Here is a 17,531-nt window from a genome sequence, read left to right on the forward strand (position 1 = left end):
GTGAACGCAACGATACCTGAGTCAATGAAAAAACTCATTTCAAGAGTGAACGAACATTTTCCGAATGATAAAAAACTTCAGGAGATGTTTGCACAATGTTTTATTAATACCTATACAACAACTTTAAAACCGCAAGAAGATGGAACAACCTTTGTAATTACAGGTGATATACCTGCAATGTGGCTAAGAGATTCAGCAGCACAAGTGAGACCTTATCTCATCTTGGCTGAAGAAGATGAGCAAATCGCAGAAATGATTGAGGGGGTTGTTTCTAAACAATTCCAGTTCATTAACCATGATCCTTATGCAAATGCGTTTAATGAAACCTCAAGCGGTAAGGGCCACCAAGGCGACAAAACAGACATGACTCCTTATATTTGGGAAAGAAAATATGAAGTGGATTCCCTTTGCTATCCCTTGCAGCTTGCCTATCTGCTTTGGAAATCAACGGGACGCACTTCCCATTTTAACGATTCTTATCAAGCGGGATTAAAAAGCATTTTGAATGTGTGGAAGGTAGAACAAAATCATGAAAATAAATCATCATACCGTTTCGAACGTGAAAATGTTCGGCAATCAGACACACTCACGCGCAGCGGCATGGGATCAGAGGTAATAAAAACCGGTATGACTTGGAGTGCATTTCGTCCCAGTGATGATGCTTGCCACTATGGTTACCTTGTTCCAGCCAACATGTTTGCGGTTGTAGCTCTTAAATATTCTGCTGAAATTTGTCTTCAGGTCTTGCTTGATTCCGAACTTGCTAAAGAATGCATGCAATTGGCTTCTGAAATAGAGGAGGGAATAGAAAAATATAGTGTGATCAACCATCCTGTCTATGAAGAAATGTACGTCTATGAAACTGATGGCAGGGGAGGTTATAACTTAATGGATGACGCGAATGTTCCAAGCCTTCTCTCGATGCCATATTTAGGTTATTGCGATTTTAACGATCGAATCTACCAAAATACGAGACATTTTTTGCTGAGCCGGGATAACCCTTATTATTATGAGGGGAAAGCAGCAAGCGGAATTGGCAGTCCGCATACCCCAGATCATTATATATGGCATATCGCCTTAGCCATTCAAGGTATGACAGCACAAGAGGAATCTGAAAAACAAAGAATATTATCCGCTTTTAAAGAAACGGATGGTGATACAGGCTATATGCATGAAGGGTTTAACTCAGATGATCCAAAGGAGTACACAAGAGAGTGGTTTTCATGGGCAAACTCTATGTTCAGTGAATTTGTTTTAAGTCTTTGCGGATATACAGTCAAAGGAAGTCCGCTGAATCAATGGCTTCAAAATAAAGAATGAAGAGGGGATGTAAGGTATGGTTCGGTCTAAAAAGGGGTTATGTTCCATTGTCGTTTTTCTGTCTGTTTGTTTTGTGATCTTTATGCCATCCGGCAGCTTTGCAGCTCAGCCGGAATCATCTTATTGGTTTCCAGAACAACTCCTTAAATGGAGTCCTGAAAGTGATCCTGATGCTCCATTCAATCGAAGTACAATTCCTTTAGCAGATAGGGAGACGCTTTATAATGTCAACAGCAATGCTCAATCAGAAGCAAAACTTGTTGCATTATCAGCGTTAAACAAAAACACTAGCGGTGTACCTTCTCAAGGAGGGAAAGAGTTCTTTGCCAACACGTTTAGTTACTGGCAGTATGTCGATTTAATGGTGTATTGGGCAGGTTCATCCGGCGAGGGCATCATTGTTCCTCCAAGTGCAGATGTGATTGACTCTTCCCACAAAAATGGTGTTCCGATTTTAGGGAATGTTTTCTTCCCTCCTGCTGTATATGGAGGAAAAATAGAGTGGTTGAATCAAATGCTTGAGCAGCGCGCGGACGGTTCATTTCCTGCAGCAGATAAATTGCTGGAAGCAGCAGAATATTATGGATTTGATGGCTGGTTTATTAACCAGGAAACAGAAGGCGGAAGCCAAGAAACCGCTCTGAAAATGAAAGAGTTTCTCACGTACCTTCAAAAAAATAAAAAAGACGGCATGCACATCATGTGGTATGACTCGATGACAGAAGATGGCAGAATTAATTGGCAAAATGCCTTAACTGACAAAAATAAAGCCTTTTTGCAAGATGGAAATAACCGGGTATCCGATAGCATGTTTTTGAATTTTTGGTGGAAAAACCAGGAAGCATCTAACTTGAAAGCTAAGGAAATCGGAAGATCCCCCTATGATTTGTATACGGGCATTGACGTGGAAGCAAAAGGAACACTAACAAAAGTTCCATGGAATGGAATTTTCCCGGAAGGAAAAAGTCCAAATACTTCTTTAGGAATTTATCGTCCTGACTGGACATTTAACTCTTCTAAAACGATGAATGAATTTTATCAAAAAGAACAGGATTTCTGGTCTGGCCAAAAAGGGGATCCTTCCAGTACGGATGGAAATGGCGATTGGAAAGGAATGTCTCACTACTTTACAGATAAAACGGCAATTACTCAATTGCCATTTGTGACTAATTTCAATACTGGCAGCGGACAATTTTTTGCCGTAGAAGGAAATAGGCTGAGTCATAAATCATGGAACAACAGAAGTTTGCAGGATATCCTTCCAACTTGGAGATGGCTCATTGAAGGAACACCAATCTCTGTTCAATTTGATTGGAACCAAGCGTATACAGGTGGAAGTTCTTTAAAAGTGTCAGGTGAACTAAACGGGAATGAATCATCCCATATTAAATTGTACAAAACAAAGCTTCCGGTTGAGAAGGATACGGAACTTTCGATTACGTATAAATCTGCAAAACCAAATATGAAGGTTGGCATCAGTTTCTTAGACAAACCGAATCACTTTGAATTTTTCGATGTGAAAAAAGAGGCTAAAGGAAAATGGGTAACTCAAAAGATTAAACTGAAAAGGTTTAAGGGAAAAGAAATCGCTGCCATCTCTCTCAAATTTGATCAACAAGAAGCCATCGATATTAATATTGGTGAGATAAAAGTCTCTAACAAAAAAGATGAAGATGACATAAAAAAAGTTCATCAACCTGAAAATGTCATGATAAAAGAAACGGAATTCCAAAATGGGATTTATGCAAATGTTTCTCTGACTTGGGAAAGAAACAAACAAGCAGATTACTATGAAATTTATCGGGTGCTGCCAAATGGTGATAAAGAATGGCTAGGAGGAACTCCAAACAACTACTTTTATCTCTCTGATTTAAAACGAGAGGGAAAAGAGACGAAGACCGAATTGGAAGTAAAAAGTGTTTATAAAGGAAATCAGCGCAGCAAATCTGCTGAAGATGTATTTGACTGGCCGCCCTATCCAATGCCGAAAGCGAATTTCAGTTCAGATAAAACACTGGCAGCACCAGGTGAAGAGATTCAATTTATGAATCAATCATCAGAAGTGACAGAGGAACTTGAATGGCGTTTTGAAGGAGGATCACCATCCAGCAGCACAGACGCGAAACCTGTTGTTACGTATGAATCAGAAGGAACTTACTCTGTTACTTTAGTGGCGAAAAATAGTGAAGGGGAAGATATTGTCACTAAGGATGCCTATATTACGATCTCAAAAGAAGCAAATAATGTTACGAATGCAGCATTGAATAAGCAAGCTGCTGCTGATGGTCAATGTGCTTCATCTGAAGGTCCAGGATTTGCACTTGACGGTTCTAAATCCAGTAAGTGGTGTGCTCTGGGTGATGCACCTCATTGGTTAAAGGTGGATCTTGGCAAAAATTACGCACTTTCTAAATTCGTCCTTCACCATGCCGCAGCAGGGGGAGAACCAAATGCCTTTAATACAAAAGCTTTTAGAATTGAAGGAAGTACAAATGGGGAGAATTGGTCTGAAGTTGTTAAAGTGACAGATAACGCAGCAGATGTTTCCGAACATAGTATTCAATTGACTGAAGCAAGATATGTAAGGCTATGGATTGATCAGCCTACTCAAGGGGGAGACCAAGCAGCCAGAATCTATGAATTTGAAGTTTTTGGTTATCCTGCTCCATAGTCAAGTATTAAGGGGAATCCATCAGGGTTCCCCTTAAAAGCCGAAGCACCGTGTGGCATAGCGGGGGCGGCGCTTTAGATAAACATGAATGAATATCGGAAACTTATATTCTGGTATCCGCCGAAAAAAGGAGATGACGGTATCATGGGCAAATTTGTCCAGGAAGCAAGTGAGTGGATTTGGAGAATTCTTGTCGCAAACGTGTTATGGGCAGGATTTACACTGCTGGGCATTGGAGTATTTGGTCTTTTTCCATCCACAGTTGCCTTATTTACGGTTACAAGAAAATGGGTACAAAAGGATTTGGATTTTTCTATATGGAAAGTATTTAAAGATACATTTAAAAAAGAATTTATGCCTGCTAACAAATTGGGAATTTTCTTTTTAGGCATAGGATCCTTTTTGTATATTGATTTAAAATTTGCTTTTGCCATGCAAGGAACGGGGTCTGTCATTCTCTATTTCTTTTTAATCTTTGTCTCCTTTTTATTTGTGTTAACACTTATTTATTTCTTTCCATTATATGTTCATTATCATTTATCATTTTTTCAATACATCAAACAGCCATTTATTCTCGCAATTCTTAGTCCTAAAACGACTATATTGATGGGAATCGGTCTGTTTTTTATTGGATATTTGATTAAATCGATGCCAGGGCTGTTCCCTTTTATAGCAGGGGTATTTCCGGCGTATTGGATCATGCATGTTTGTTACAAAAGATTTACAGAGGTAAAAACCGGCATTGGAAAGGAGAATACCCTTGTTTTATACGGAAAATAAGCTTGAAGCAAGAATAAAGGAATTATCAGAATACCGGTACCGGCATAAACAGGAGATTTCAATCTTCAATTGTACGCAAGATACTGGGGAGATCGGAGCCTATCCGCCGGATAAACCATCAGGCAAGACAATTAGTATTGGAGACAAATGGAGAGGCCGGGATGTTTATTTATGGCTTCAGACAGATTTAGAGATTCCGGCAGAGTGGAACGGAAAAAAAGCAGTTGGATTATTTGACTTTGGCCGGACAGGTGGAGGAAATAATTCAGGATTTGAGTCTCTTTTATTTTTAAATCAAAAGCCATTTCAGGGAGTGGATTCTAATCATCAAGAGGTCTTTTTCCCAGAAGATGCTGCTGGTCATTCTATTCGGCTTGATTTTCGCTTATGGTCAGGACTTGAAGGGGGCGGACCGCAGAAAGAGCAGGAATATACGATTCGCACTGCTGAGATTGCATGGCTTGATGAACAAATAGATGATCTATATTTCACCTCACAAGCTATCTATGAAACAATTAAAGAATTAAGAGAAGAGGCTCCAGAAAAGCAGTTATTGTTAACGTCCCTGAACCAGAGCTACAAAGAAATTGACTGGACGGAACCTGGAAGCAGCTGCTTTTATGAGTCCTGTTATCATGCCCGGGCCATACTTAATGATCGGTTGGAACAAATTGAAAAAAATCATTCTGTTACGATTCATGCCATCGGCCACACGCATATAGATGTCGCCTGGCTGTGGAGATTAAAACATACACGAGAAAAGACGGCCCGATCTTTTTCTACAGTCTTAAGATTAATGGAACAATATCCTGATTATGTTTTTTTACAAACACAGCCGCAGTTATACGAATATTTAAAAACAGATTATCCAGAGATCTATGAACAATTAAAAATGCGGATTAACGAAGGAATGTGGGAAGCTGAAGGGGCCATGTGGCTGGAGGCTGATTGCAATATTCCAAATGGAGAATCTCTAGTCAGACAAATTTTATATGGCAGCAAATTTTTGAAAGACGAATTTGGGATCACATGTCGTTATTTATGGCTTCCAGATGTTTTTGGTTATAGCTGGGCTTTACCGCAAATCTTAAAAAAATCAGGTATAACCACGTTTATGACCACGAAAATCAGCTGGAATCAGTATAATCGGATGCCGCATGATACCTTCAGGTGGAGAGGGATAGACGGAAGTGAAATCTTGACACATTTTGTGACGACGCCAGAACCTTGGAATTCAGATGACTCTTGGTTTTATACCTACAATGGTTTGATTACTGCTAAAACAGTTAACGGAGCTTGGAAATCCTATCGTGATAAAGATATAAATCAAGACTTGCTTCTTTCATATGGGTATGGGGACGGCGGCGGCGGAGTCAACCGTGAAATGCTTGAATTTAGGAGAAGATATGACAAGATGCCCGGTTTGCCGCATGTAAAGCCTTCAAAAGCAGGTGATTATTTTACAAGACTTCATGAAAACATCCAAGCAGCAGAAGGCTATGTTCATGATTGGGATGGAGAGCTTTATTTAGAGTATCATCGAGGAACATATACAAGCCAGGCCTATAATAAAAAAATGAATAGAAAGCTCGAGCTTGCCTATAGAGAAACAGAATGGCTGCAAGTATTGCATGCCCTTCAAAGTGAATGGAGTCACTATCCGAAGAAAGAACTGGACCAGGGCTGGAAGATCATCTTGAGAAATCAATTTCATGATATTATCCCAGGGTCATCTATTAAAGAAGTATATGAAGACTCGAAACTTGAGTATGATGAGGCGTGGAAAAAGCATAAAAAATTTACAGATCGTGCAGCAGCTCAATTAACAAGTTCAAACACGGGGAAGCATTACACAGCCTGGAATTCCTCACATTGGCAATGTGAGGAGCTGGCTTTCATCCCTTTTGATGATGATAATCAAAAGGAAGGGAACTGGCATGATGACAAGGGATGCGAATTAACTGCACAGCAAACAAATGAGGGATGGCTTGTTAAACTTACCAAAACCCCGTCATTTGGCGGAATAGCACTAGAATTTCGTGCATCTTCCTTGAAAGAGAAAAAGATCATAAAAGCACCATTTCAAATGAATCAGAATTCTTTATCCACACCTTTCTATGAGATTGCTTGGAATCATGCTGGCCAATTAACTCAAATATATGATGTGTCTGAAAAGAGAGAAGTGTTAGCGGAAGGTTCAAGGGCAAATGTCCTGCAAATTTTTGAAGATAAGCCATTAGCACATGATGCATGGGATATTGATCTCTTTTACCAGGAAAAAATGCAGGAGGTAACAGAACTTATTTCAATAGAATTGATCGAATGCGGTTCAATTCGCACGATTGTACAGTTTAATTGGAGCTTTAACCAAACAAAAATCAAACAGCAGATGATTGTTTATGGTCATTCCAAACGAATTGACTTTAAAACGCATATTGATTGGCAAGAACGCCGCAAACTTCTAAAGGCTGCCTTTCCTGTAGATGTCAGAACGACAGATGCGACTTATGATATTCAATATGGGAATGTAATGAGGCCGAATCATTGGAACACAAGCTGGGATATGGCCAGATTTGAAAGCGTTGGGCATCAGTGGGCAGATTTATCTGAAACAGGATATGGTGTAAGCTTGCTTAATGATTGTAAGTATGGTTACGACATTAAGGGAAATGTTCTCCGGCTGTCTTTATTAAAGGGTGCAATGTACCCTGACCCAACCGCTGACTGTGGGGATCATGAATTCACTTATTCGATCCTTCCTCATAAAGGAGATTGGCGAGAAGGCGGGACTGTTCGAGAAGCTTGGTTTCTGAATAGTCCGCTCCTTGTACATAAAGGTAAGTTATCGGATTGCAGCCAATCATTTCTTTCTCTGTCCTCTCAAAACTTGCATATTGATGCCGTAAAAAAAGCTGAGGAACATGACATGGTGATTGTTCGGTTGCATGAATTTGAAGGAAGAAGAGGCGAGGTTACTCTTTCCTCTGATTGGAAAATAGAAGAATGGCACGAAGTGAATTTACTAGAAGAGCCCCTGTCAGAGACAAAAAGAGGTTCAAGCGTCACATTTAAAATCAAGCCATATGAAATTAAAACCTTTGCTATCCGTTTCACATGAAGCCTATGAAAGCGTTTTAAGTTTCTTTATAATAGACGTAGTGCCATTTAAGGTACTGCGTCTGTTTTATCTTTAAAGTAAGATCGATCAATGATAGAGGGAGTAACTGCTATGCTATTAAAAATAAGAGAATGGCGGAATAAGATTTTCCATCGCATTTTGTTCACATATTCTGTCATTATTTTATTGTGTATGTTTTTGCTGTTTTCGCTTTTATCTCAGTATTATACAGAAGTAGTTGTCCAAAGAGAATTGGATGCAAATACGAGAATACTAGAGAGAGTGGAAACTTATTTTAATCGCAAACATGATTATGTTGACAGTGTTTTTAAGGAACTCTATTTTAAAACAGATCTTATTGAAGATATCTCATTCGCTTTGCAGCACGATTATAATCAATATCTTTCTTATCGGCTTGACCGTTACAGTGAAAGCAGCTCTTTTGTACCAAGTGATCTCGAAACATTCATTGAGAATTACTTTAGTCAAGATTCAGATGTTAATGCGGTCAGCATCAACAGTGATGCTACCCTTAGTGAATATTTGTATATCTTTAATCACTACAGATGGTCGCAGTCAGTTAATCAAGTTAGTGAAATAAATTTAGATAAAGATTTCCTAATATCTGAAAGGAAATCCAGCGGACTTGTAAATGATATCAGTCAACGATCCATTCAAAACAGCTACCATGTCACGAAGAAATTAAATGACCCCGGCACATTAAAAAAACTTGGTGACATATCAATCTATTATAGCTTTGAAGGTTTAGAGAATCTCCTTCATTTACGTCAGCAGCAATTAAAAGGGACAGTTCTTATCTATAATAACTTAGGTGATCTTCTATATCCCTCTAAGGCAGCTTCGATAGAAAAGGAAGGAAGTAAGCCTGATTTTCAAACCATTTTAAAAAAGACAAGAATTAAAGGGGAAACCTATTATGTCAACACATTAGCAGATGAACGCTCACAGCTTATGATTGTTGGTCTAATTCCTGAAAAAGAAATCCAAGGCGTTACACTAGTTCACCGGACCATGCTTCTGATCACGATTTTGTTAACGGCTGCCGCCATTTTGCTTACCTATATTGCTATGCGAAAATACTCAAAACGCATTCAGGTCATCGAACATTCCATGTCTGAGGTACAAAAGGGAAACTTGGATGTCAGGATTCAAGATGTTCATCAAAAAGATGAATTGAGTATGATTTCAACCAGCTTTAATCAAATGGCAGAGGATTTAAATCGCTATATCGATCAAATGTTTATTTCAGAAATCAAACAAAAAGAAGCCGAAATGAAAGCCCTGCAATCTCAAATCAATCCCCATTTTTTATATAATACCCTTGAAGCGATTCGTATGAAAGCAATCGCAGATGGGTCAAAAACAACCAGCACGATGATTTATTATTTAGCTCAATTATTCCGATATTCTTTAAAAGATAGTGAAGCTGTCACCGTACAAGATGAAATAGAGCATGTGAAACAATATCTGCAATTATTTCAGGTGCGCTATCCAGAGCGTTTACATGTACATTACGATATAGAGGAACAGGTACTAAACTATGAAATTCTTAAATTTATGCTTCAGCCCATTGTCGAAAACTATGTCATTCATGGATTAAAAAAGCATGAAAGCACGAATCATCTATACATTGGAGTTCATAGGAAGCAAACGCAATTAATCATCATGATTCGCGATAATGGAAGAGGAATCGCACCTGATCGATTAGCTGACATTCAAAAGCGGTTAAAAGAAGAACATGAAACATTTGAATCGATTGGATTATCCAACGTCCTGCAAAGGATAAGGCTGAGATTTGGAGATGAGTACGGATTAATCATCGACAGCACAGTCGATGCAGGAACAGAAGTCCAGATATCAATGCCAATCATAGGAGGAAATGAGCAGGATGTATAACGTTTTTCTTGTTGATGATGAACCATTTATTATTGAAGGAATGAAATCAATTATTAATTGGGAAGATATCGGGCTTCAAATAATCGGGCATGCCTATGACGGAGAAGAGGCTCTAAAAACACTTCAAACAAAGGAATGCGACATTCTTCTTACGGATATCATGATGCCTCAAATGAACGGTTTAGAATTGATCACAGCCTTAAAAGTCATAAAGCCTCATATGAAATATATTGTGCTGTCAGGCTACCAAGAATTTGAGTATGTTAAAAAGGGCATTTCACTTGGAATTGAAAACTATCTATTAAAACCGATTGATGAAGAAGAGCTTGCTGCAACATTACGTAATACAATCGAAAAGCTTCAGCAATTGCAGCACGAGGATGAAGACTACTATGTGCTAAGAGACAATGCAATCTGGAGATGGTTAAACAGGGATATCAGCCACCAGGAATTAAAAAAACGTTTGGACATTTACGATCTTCATCTTCATGATTCAACGCTCGTATTTGCCATTGTACAGCTGGAACTTGCAGCTGATCATAGGGGAGAACGATCAGGGATTCGCAAATGGATTGAAGAATGCTTGGGATGTCTATGTGTGATAAATCCAGAGGAAGAGATGATATTAATTTGGTTAAACAAACGGCCTGATGAGGTTGAAAGTGATTTACATCATTTACAAATGAATCTTGATCAAAAGCAGGAGGTTCACGATTATTTCATCGCTCTTGGAAAAGAAAATTGTTCAGCAGATGATATTTTTCTAAGTTTTTATCGAACCAGGGATCTCCTGAAATATAGATTTGTCATTTCTGAGGGCACAAAGTTAATTCTTGAAAAGGACGCAGAAAAGTTCTCCGAGACCACAGAAATGATTCGGACATTTAACTTTCAGGAACTTTTGAAACAAGTGCTGACGGGGAATCACTGTGAAGTGGAGAAATGGATACATTCTGCTTTCGATCAATTTTCTGAACGGATATCTTTGGATACCTCACAATTAGCTAAAAGCTTTTCCATCGAATTAATGTCCACCATCCGCAGTTCACTCGATTTGCCAAATGATTTAATAAAGCTTGCAAAAGAGACATCAAGTGTTCTTCAAGCGGATACAATCACTGAATTACGAAATGTGGTGATTGCATTTTTAAAAAATCTAATGGAGCAAATAAAAAATCGAAATGACCAAATGAGCCCGATTATCCATAGTGTTCTTCAATATATTCAGACCTCATACCATGAAGAGCTCTCCCTAAAAACGTTAAGTCAAAAGTTTCATGTAAACACCATTTATTTAGGGCAGCTCTTTCAAAAAGAAGTCGGAAGCGTTTTCTCTGATTATATTAATCAGCTGAGAATTGAGAAAGCTAAGATGATGTTAAAGGAATCCCATTTGAAATCTGGGGAAATTGGAAAAAAGGTAGGGTATTCAGACTCCACTTACTTTTATAAGCAATTTAAAAAAAGCATGGGTGTAACTCCAACCGAGTGGAGAGCACTGCATAGTTATGAGAGCCAGTCTTAAAAGGGCTGGTTTTTTTTGTTTGGTTTGGACACGGCTAAATGGATCCATGAAAGCTCCTCGAGGTTACTTGAAAGACAAAACCGGACTTCTTAGCTCTATGCAGCTTGCCCCAGGGTGAACAAGGTGTTTTCACTTTTCGAAGGAATCCTAAATTAGTCCATCAAATCTAAAAATTGTTAACTTTTAACCAGAAGCGTTCAAATTTACAATAAGAGTAGGAGAAGAAAGGGAGGGCCTCTATGAAATGGATCAAGAATTTCTTTGTTAATGTGTACAAAAATCGTGTGTGGCTCCTCATGGTTTTGCCAGGGACGATTTGGTTTTTATTTTTCTCTTATTTACCGATGTTTGGAACCGTAATTGCTTTTAAGAATTTTCGCTACGATGCAGAAGGATTTTTGGCAAGTGTATTAAATAGCGAATGGGTTGGATTTCAGAACTTTGAATTTTTGTTCAGTACAAATGATGCCTTCGTAATTACCAGAAACACAATCTTATATAACGCAGTCTTCATTATTTTAGGATTAATACTTTCTGTTTTTATTGCGATTGTGCTGAGTGAATTAGCGAATAAAAAACTTGCAAAAGTGTATCAGACCGGAATGTTGTTTCCTCATTTTTTATCATGGGTTGTTATTAGTTATTTTGTTTTTACCTTTTTAAGTGTAGATAGAGGATTGCTGAACAAAATTTTTGAGTGGTTTGGATTGGAAGCGGTTTCCTGGTATAGCGAAACAGAATATTGGCCTTTCATTCTTATCTTTATGTCAATGTGGAAAGGTGTAGGGTACGGAAGCATCGTCTATCTCGCAGCGATTGTTGGGATTGATCGAACATATTTTGAAGCTGCAATGATTGACGGGGCTAATAAGTGGCAGCAAATTCGCCATGTGACGATGCCGATGATTACACCGCTTATTGTCATTTTGACTATTTTAAACGTCGGGAAAATTTTCAACTCTGACTTTGGTTTGTTTTTTCAAGTGCCGAGAGATTCCGGTGCATTATATCCCGTTACAAATGTTATTGATACCTATGTCTATCGAGGACTAACGACTATGGGTGAAATAAGCATGAGCACGGCTGCAGGACTCTATCAATCGGTCGTTGGCTTTATCCTGGTTATGCTGACGAATTATCTTGTTAAGAAGATTGATAAGGAGTATGCCTTATTTTAAAAAGAAAGGAGACAAAAGTGTGGGACCAGCAAATACTCAAGTAAAAGATCCGGATGTAAAGATTGACGTGCAGAAAAAAAAGAAGCGGCAAAGAAAATATAACCCGCATGAATTAAATGGCTTCCCAAATCTGATCATGAATGTGATCTTAGGCGGATTTGCCATGGTATGTGTGTTTCCTTTTATATATGTTATTATGATTTCTTTAACGGATGAAAAGACGCTTGCCGCTAATGGGTTCCAAATTATTCCTGAAAAATGGAGTCCTGCTGCCTATCAATATTTATGGGCTATGAAAGATCAGTTGTTTCAATCCTATTTCATTACGATACTCGTTACAATTTTAGGTACATTAATAAGTGTGATGACGATCTCTTTTTATGCTTACGCAATCTCAAGAAAACAGTTTTTGTATCGCAAATTTTTCACATTTTTAGCTTTCTTTACAATGTTATTTGGCGGAGGATTAGTTCCTTTTTATATCGTGGCCACTCAGGTTCTGCAATTGAAAAATACGATCTGGGCTCTAATTCTGCCGCTTGTTGTAAACGCTTTCTACATTTTGATTATGCGAACCTTTTTCATCAGGTCGGTACCTGAATCTGTATTAGAATCAGCACGCATTGACGGCGCAAGTGAATGGAGAATCTTTTTTCAAATCGTTTTGCCATTATCCTTGCCTGGTATCGCAACCATCGCATTATTCAGTACACTTGGTTACTGGAATGATTGGTTTAATGCCTTGTTATTTATTGATAATCCAACACTGGTTCCGTTGCAATCTCTTTTAATGAAGGTTGAGGGCAACTTGGAATTCATTCGCCAGAATGCATTAACAAATGGTCAGCAAGCCGGAATATTAACCGCCATTCCGCAAGATGCAGCAAAAATGGCGATGGTAGTCATTTCAACCTTGCCGATTGCGATTGCTTATCCATTTTTCCAAAAATATTTTGTCAGCGGGCTGACAATCGGCAGTGTAAAAGAATGATAAGTTAAAAAGTAAACAAACAATAAGGGGGAAAAAACGTGCAAAAGAAATGGGTATCGATTTTTATGGCAGTGATTAGTTTAACCTTGATTTTATCAGGATGCATGGGGGGAGCCAAGGAGAGCAATTCAACTGAAAATGGGGAACTAAAACCGTATGAACTGACGTGGTATATGATCGGAACACCTCAAAAAGATGCCGATAAAGTCATGGAAAAAGTAAATGAATACACAAAAGAAAAAATAAATACTAAAATCAACCTGAAAATGATCGACTGGGGTGACTATGATAAAAAAATGCAGGTCGTGATTGCCTCGGGTGAGCCGTTTGATATTGCATTTACAAGTTCGTGGGCAGCAAACTATGTATTAAATGCCCGAAAAGGTGCTTTTGTCGAATTAGATAAATTACTGGATTCAGAAGGAAAAGAATTAAAAGAAGCATTAGACCCTGCCTTTTTAGAAGGGGCAAAAATTGACGGGAAATTGTATGCCGTTCCAGCCAATAAAGAAGTAGGACAGCAAAGTGTTTATGTTTTTAATAAGAGATTAGTTGAAAAACACAACCTGGACATTAAGAAAGTTAAGTCACTTGAAGACTTAGAGCCATTATTAAAAACCATTAAAGAAAATGAACCTGATTTCACCCCGATTTCTACGTTTAATCCATACCTGCCGTTTGATTATATTTTAGATGATAAAATGCCGTTTGCTGTTCATCTGGATTCATCGGATCACAAAATTGTCAATGTGTATGAAACACCAGAGATGGAGCAAGCATTAAAAACGATGCACAGCTTCTATAAAGCGGGATATATTAAGTCAGATGCTGCAACCAGCAACGATCCTTGGCCGCTTGAAGTAGAAAACTGGTTCGTTCGCAAAGAAATGTATCAGCCATATGCTGAGCTTACATGGGCCCGTACTTCAGGATATGATTTAGCAGTTCAGCCAATTCATGAGCCGATCACTTTTAATGGTTCAGTAACAGGCTCGATGCAGGCTATCTCTGTGACATCAAAAAATCCGGAACGTGCGATGATGTTCTTAAATTTATTAAATACAGATCCATATTTACGAACTTTATTGGATAAAGGGATTGAAGATGTTCATTATGAAAAAGGAGAGAATGATAAAATTAAAGATTTACAAGCACGTATTGATAACTTTAATATGCCAAGCTTTGCCATCGGAAATCAATTTATCTTACCTTTATATGACAATGATCCAGATGATAAATGGGATGCCTTTGAGAAATTCAATAATGATTCTATAGCTGCTCCTACGCTTGGATTCTATTTTGATCCAAATCCAGTCCGTACGGAAATCGCTGCTATCGCAAATGTCTCAAGTGAGTTTTCAAAACCGCTCATGACAGGTTCAGTAGACCCGGAAGAGTACTTGCCAAAAGCAAACAAAAAGTTTAAAGAAGCCGGACTTGATAAAGTCATGGCTGAAATTCAAAAGCAATATGATGCTTGGAGAAAAACACAGGGTAAATAATCATACATGACACCAAGCTGGATTAAGCGGCTTGGTGTCCTTTTTAAGAAAGGGGTTTAAAACTTGGAAAAACAAATGAATTATCTTTTTCCTGACGATTTTTGGTGGGGGTCTGCATCATCCGCAACGCAAATGGAAGGACATGCAGAAGGAGACGGCAAAGGGCAAAATATTTGGGATTATTGGTTTAAGACAGAACCACACCGTTTTCATAATGGAGTAGGACCCAATCATACTTCAAAGTTTTATGAGAAATACAAAGAAGATATTCAATTAATGAAAGAAGCCGGACATAATAGCTTCCGATTTTCCATCTCATGGTCAAGGCTGTTTCCGGACGGAGAGGGAGAAGTAAATCAGCAAGCGATTCATTTCTATGAAGATGTCATTAATGAATTAATTATCCATAACATCGAACCTTTCATCAATCTCTATCATTTTGATATGCCGCTTGCTCTGCAAAAAAGGGGAGGATGGGAAAGCCGTGAAGTAGTGGATGCTTATGTGGAGTACGCAAGCACCTGCTTTAAACTCTTTGGTGATCGCGTGAAAAAGTGGTTTACCCATAACGAACCGATTGTGCCTGTCGAAGGCGGTTACTTATACGGATTTCATTATCCTGCTATTTGTGACTTTAAAAAAGCCGTACAAGTAGGTTTTCATACCATTTTAGCCAGTGCAAAAGCTATTGAAGCATATCATGACAGCAGGAAAGACGGAAAGATCGGAATCATATTGAACTTGACTCCTTCCTATCCGCGCAGTCAGCATCCAGAAGATGTCAAAGCAGCGAGAATGGCGGACCTATTCTTTAACCGATCGTTTTTAGACCCAAGTGTAAAAGGAAAGTTTCCTGAAGAACTAGTTGCTCTTTTGAAAAAGGAAAACTTCCTGCCTGAAATGAAAGAAAAGGATTTAGAAACCATCCAACAAAACACTGTTGATTTATTGGGGATTAATTATTATCAGCCACGGAGAATAAAAGCAAAGGAACACCTTCCAAACCTTCATGCCCCATTTGTGCCGGAAAGATATTTTGATTATTACGAAATGCCTGGAAGGAAGATGAATCCTTATCGCGGATGGGAAATCTATGAGAAAGGCATCTATGATATTTTGATGAATGTCAAACAGGACTATGGAAACATTGAATGCTTTATTTCTGAAAATGGCATGGGTGTAGAAAATGAGGAGCGTTTCAGAGATGAAACAGGCAAAATTATTGACGATTACCGAATTGAGTTTATGCAAGCGCACCTTAAATGGATTCACCAAGCATTAAAAGAAGGCGTGAATGTCAAAGGATATCACCTCTGGACTTTTATGGATAATTGGTCATGGCTGAATGCCTATAAAAATCGATATGGGCTTGTCTCTGTTCATTTAGAAGATCATTATAAAAGATCAATAAAGAAAAGCGGTCAGTGGTTTGCTCAGCTTTCAAAAAATAATGGATTTTAAAATTTAGAAAGCGGAGGGAGATAGTTGGAACTAACAGCGGTATTTGATATTGGAGGAACATCTGTTAAATCAGCCGTCATGAATAGGGATGGGAAGGTAATTGAATCAAACGTGCATCAAACACCGCCACAAGGGAGCAATGAAATTTTCACCATGCTTATTGATCAAACGGAAGAATATAAACAAAAATATCCTATTAAAGGGATTGCACTCAGCGTTCCTGGAGCTGTTGATGTTCACACAGGGAACGTCTTTTTTGCTGGGGCGGTAACTGATTTACAGAACAAACGGGTTAAGGAAGAACTTAAAAGTTTGAAACTGCCTATAGAATTAGAAAATGATGCCAATTGTGCGGCGCTTGCAGAAAAATGGAAAGGTAACGCAATCGCTAACAATCATTTTGTCGTCTTAACAGTTGGAACTGGGATTGGCGGTTCTATTTTTATCAACAATGAGTTATACAGGGGAAGACAAGGTATGGCAGGAGAGTTTGGTTTAATGTGTCTGCAAATAACGGAAAAGCTTCCTTTACTAATGGAAACAGCTACACTGAGCAGATTAGGCTCTACCTGGAATCTGATCGACCGTGTGAATAATCGGCTTCATCAAGCTTATACAGGAGAAGAGATATTTGACCTTTATCAGAAAAAAAATCAAGTGATAACCGAAGAAGTGGAAGCATTTTTCACAGCCCTTGCAGTTGGGACTGTCAACATCATTCATTCTTTAGCTCCAGAAAAAATTCTATTTGGAGGAGGCGTAAGCTCACAGGAAGCTTTCATTTCTTTATTGAAGGATAAGATTGGACTGATACGGCCTGAAGCTTTGGAACTAACGAATATCGATCATTGCCGGTACTTCAATCAATCAGGCTTGCTGGGTGCTTTATATCATTATCATAGACAAAGAAATATTGTATAGATCAAAGAAAAAAAGAGAGATATAACAATCTCTCTTTTTTTATACTAGATAGTCTGTTTTATGGTGAGTAAAAGCAGGCAATATTGGGGATTTGCAGAAAAAAAGGAAGAATACGCTAGATTTTGAAAATAGTAATTGAATAAAAAA

The 17,531-nt window shown here is 38.4% G+C and carries 11 protein-coding genes; all 11 read left to right on the top strand.

Annotated elements, in window-relative coordinates; translation table 11 throughout:
- Complete coding sequence (locus K8L98_RS05225) at positions 1-1,320, top strand: glycoside hydrolase family 125 protein (RefSeq protein ID WP_420828827.1); 1,320 nt, start codon at positions 1-3, stop codon at positions 1,318-1,320.
- 16 nt (positions 1,321-1,336) lie between these two features.
- Positions 1,337-3,991: an endo-beta-N-acetylglucosaminidase gene (locus tag K8L98_RS05230; RefSeq protein WP_223440216.1), complete on the top strand. Its 2,655-nt coding sequence runs from the start codon at positions 1,337-1,339 to the stop codon at positions 3,989-3,991.
- Positions 3,992-4,135: 144 nt separating this feature from the next.
- Positions 4,136-4,771: a YesL family protein gene (locus K8L98_RS05235; protein ID WP_223440217.1), complete on the top strand. Its 636-nt coding sequence runs from the start codon at positions 4,136-4,138 to the stop codon at positions 4,769-4,771.
- Positions 4,752-7,889, top strand: coding sequence for an alpha-mannosidase (locus K8L98_RS05240; RefSeq protein WP_223440219.1), 3,138 nt, complete (start codon positions 4,752-4,754; stop codon positions 7,887-7,889). Before K8L98_RS05235 ends, K8L98_RS05240 begins: the two co-directional genes overlap by 20 nt.
- Before the next feature lie 111 nt (positions 7,890-8,000).
- Positions 8,001-9,806: a sensor histidine kinase gene (locus K8L98_RS05245; RefSeq protein ID WP_223440220.1), complete on the top strand. Its 1,806-nt coding sequence runs from the start codon at positions 8,001-8,003 to the stop codon at positions 9,804-9,806.
- Positions 9,799-11,331: a response regulator transcription factor gene (locus K8L98_RS05250; RefSeq protein ID WP_223440221.1), complete on the top strand. Its 1,533-nt coding sequence runs from the start codon at positions 9,799-9,801 to the stop codon at positions 11,329-11,331. The genes K8L98_RS05245 and K8L98_RS05250 overlap by 8 nt, the downstream gene beginning before the upstream one ends.
- A 239-nt stretch (positions 11,332-11,570) precedes the next feature.
- On the top strand, positions 11,571-12,509 hold the full coding sequence (locus tag K8L98_RS05255; protein ID WP_223440222.1) for an ABC transporter permease: 939 nt from the start codon (positions 11,571-11,573) through the stop codon (positions 12,507-12,509).
- A 136-nt stretch (positions 12,510-12,645) separates the two neighbouring features.
- A complete protein-coding gene (locus K8L98_RS05260; RefSeq protein WP_223443187.1) occupies positions 12,646-13,500 on the top strand; it encodes a carbohydrate ABC transporter permease in 855 nt (284 codons plus the stop codon).
- A 38-nt stretch (positions 13,501-13,538) separates the two neighbouring features.
- Positions 13,539-15,002, top strand: coding sequence for an ABC transporter substrate-binding protein (locus tag K8L98_RS05265; RefSeq protein ID WP_223440223.1), 1,464 nt, complete (start codon positions 13,539-13,541; stop codon positions 15,000-15,002).
- Between the two features lie 75 nt (positions 15,003-15,077).
- Complete coding sequence (locus K8L98_RS05270; RefSeq protein ID WP_223443189.1) at positions 15,078-16,463, top strand: glycoside hydrolase family 1 protein; 1,386 nt, start codon at positions 15,078-15,080, stop codon at positions 16,461-16,463.
- Between the two features lie 24 nt (positions 16,464-16,487).
- Positions 16,488-17,384, top strand: a complete 897-nt coding sequence (locus K8L98_RS05275; RefSeq protein ID WP_223440224.1) for an ROK family protein — start codon at positions 16,488-16,490, stop codon at positions 17,382-17,384.
- Positions 17,385-17,531 lie beyond the last annotated feature (147 nt).

The organism is Metabacillus dongyingensis (genome assembly GCF_019933155.2).
Classification (GTDB): Bacteria; Bacillota; Bacilli; order Bacillales; family Bacillaceae; genus Bacillus_P; species Bacillus_P dongyingensis.

What these genes read in the sequence shown, in the direction of transcription:
- K8L98_RS05230 (WP_223440216.1), top strand. Translation starts at nt 1,337, where the DNA reads ATGGTTCGGTCTAAAAAGGGGTTATGTTCCATTGTCGTTTTTCTGTCT.
- K8L98_RS05235 (WP_223440217.1), top strand. Translation starts at nt 4,136, where the DNA reads ATGGGCAAATTTGTCCAGGAAGCAAGTGAGTGGATTTGGAGAATTCTT.
- K8L98_RS05245 (WP_223440220.1), top strand. Translation starts at nt 8,001, where the DNA reads ATGCTATTAAAAATAAGAGAATGGCGGAATAAGATTTTCCATCGCATT.
- K8L98_RS05250 (WP_223440221.1), top strand. Translation starts at nt 9,799, where the DNA reads ATGTATAACGTTTTTCTTGTTGATGATGAACCATTTATTATTGAAGGA.
- K8L98_RS05255 (WP_223440222.1), top strand. Translation starts at nt 11,571, where the DNA reads ATGAAATGGATCAAGAATTTCTTTGTTAATGTGTACAAAAATCGTGTG.
- K8L98_RS05260 (WP_223443187.1), top strand. Translation starts at nt 12,646, where the DNA reads ATGAATGTGATCTTAGGCGGATTTGCCATGGTATGTGTGTTTCCTTTT.
- K8L98_RS05270 (WP_223443189.1), top strand. Translation starts at nt 15,078, where the DNA reads ATGAATTATCTTTTTCCTGACGATTTTTGGTGGGGGTCTGCATCATCC.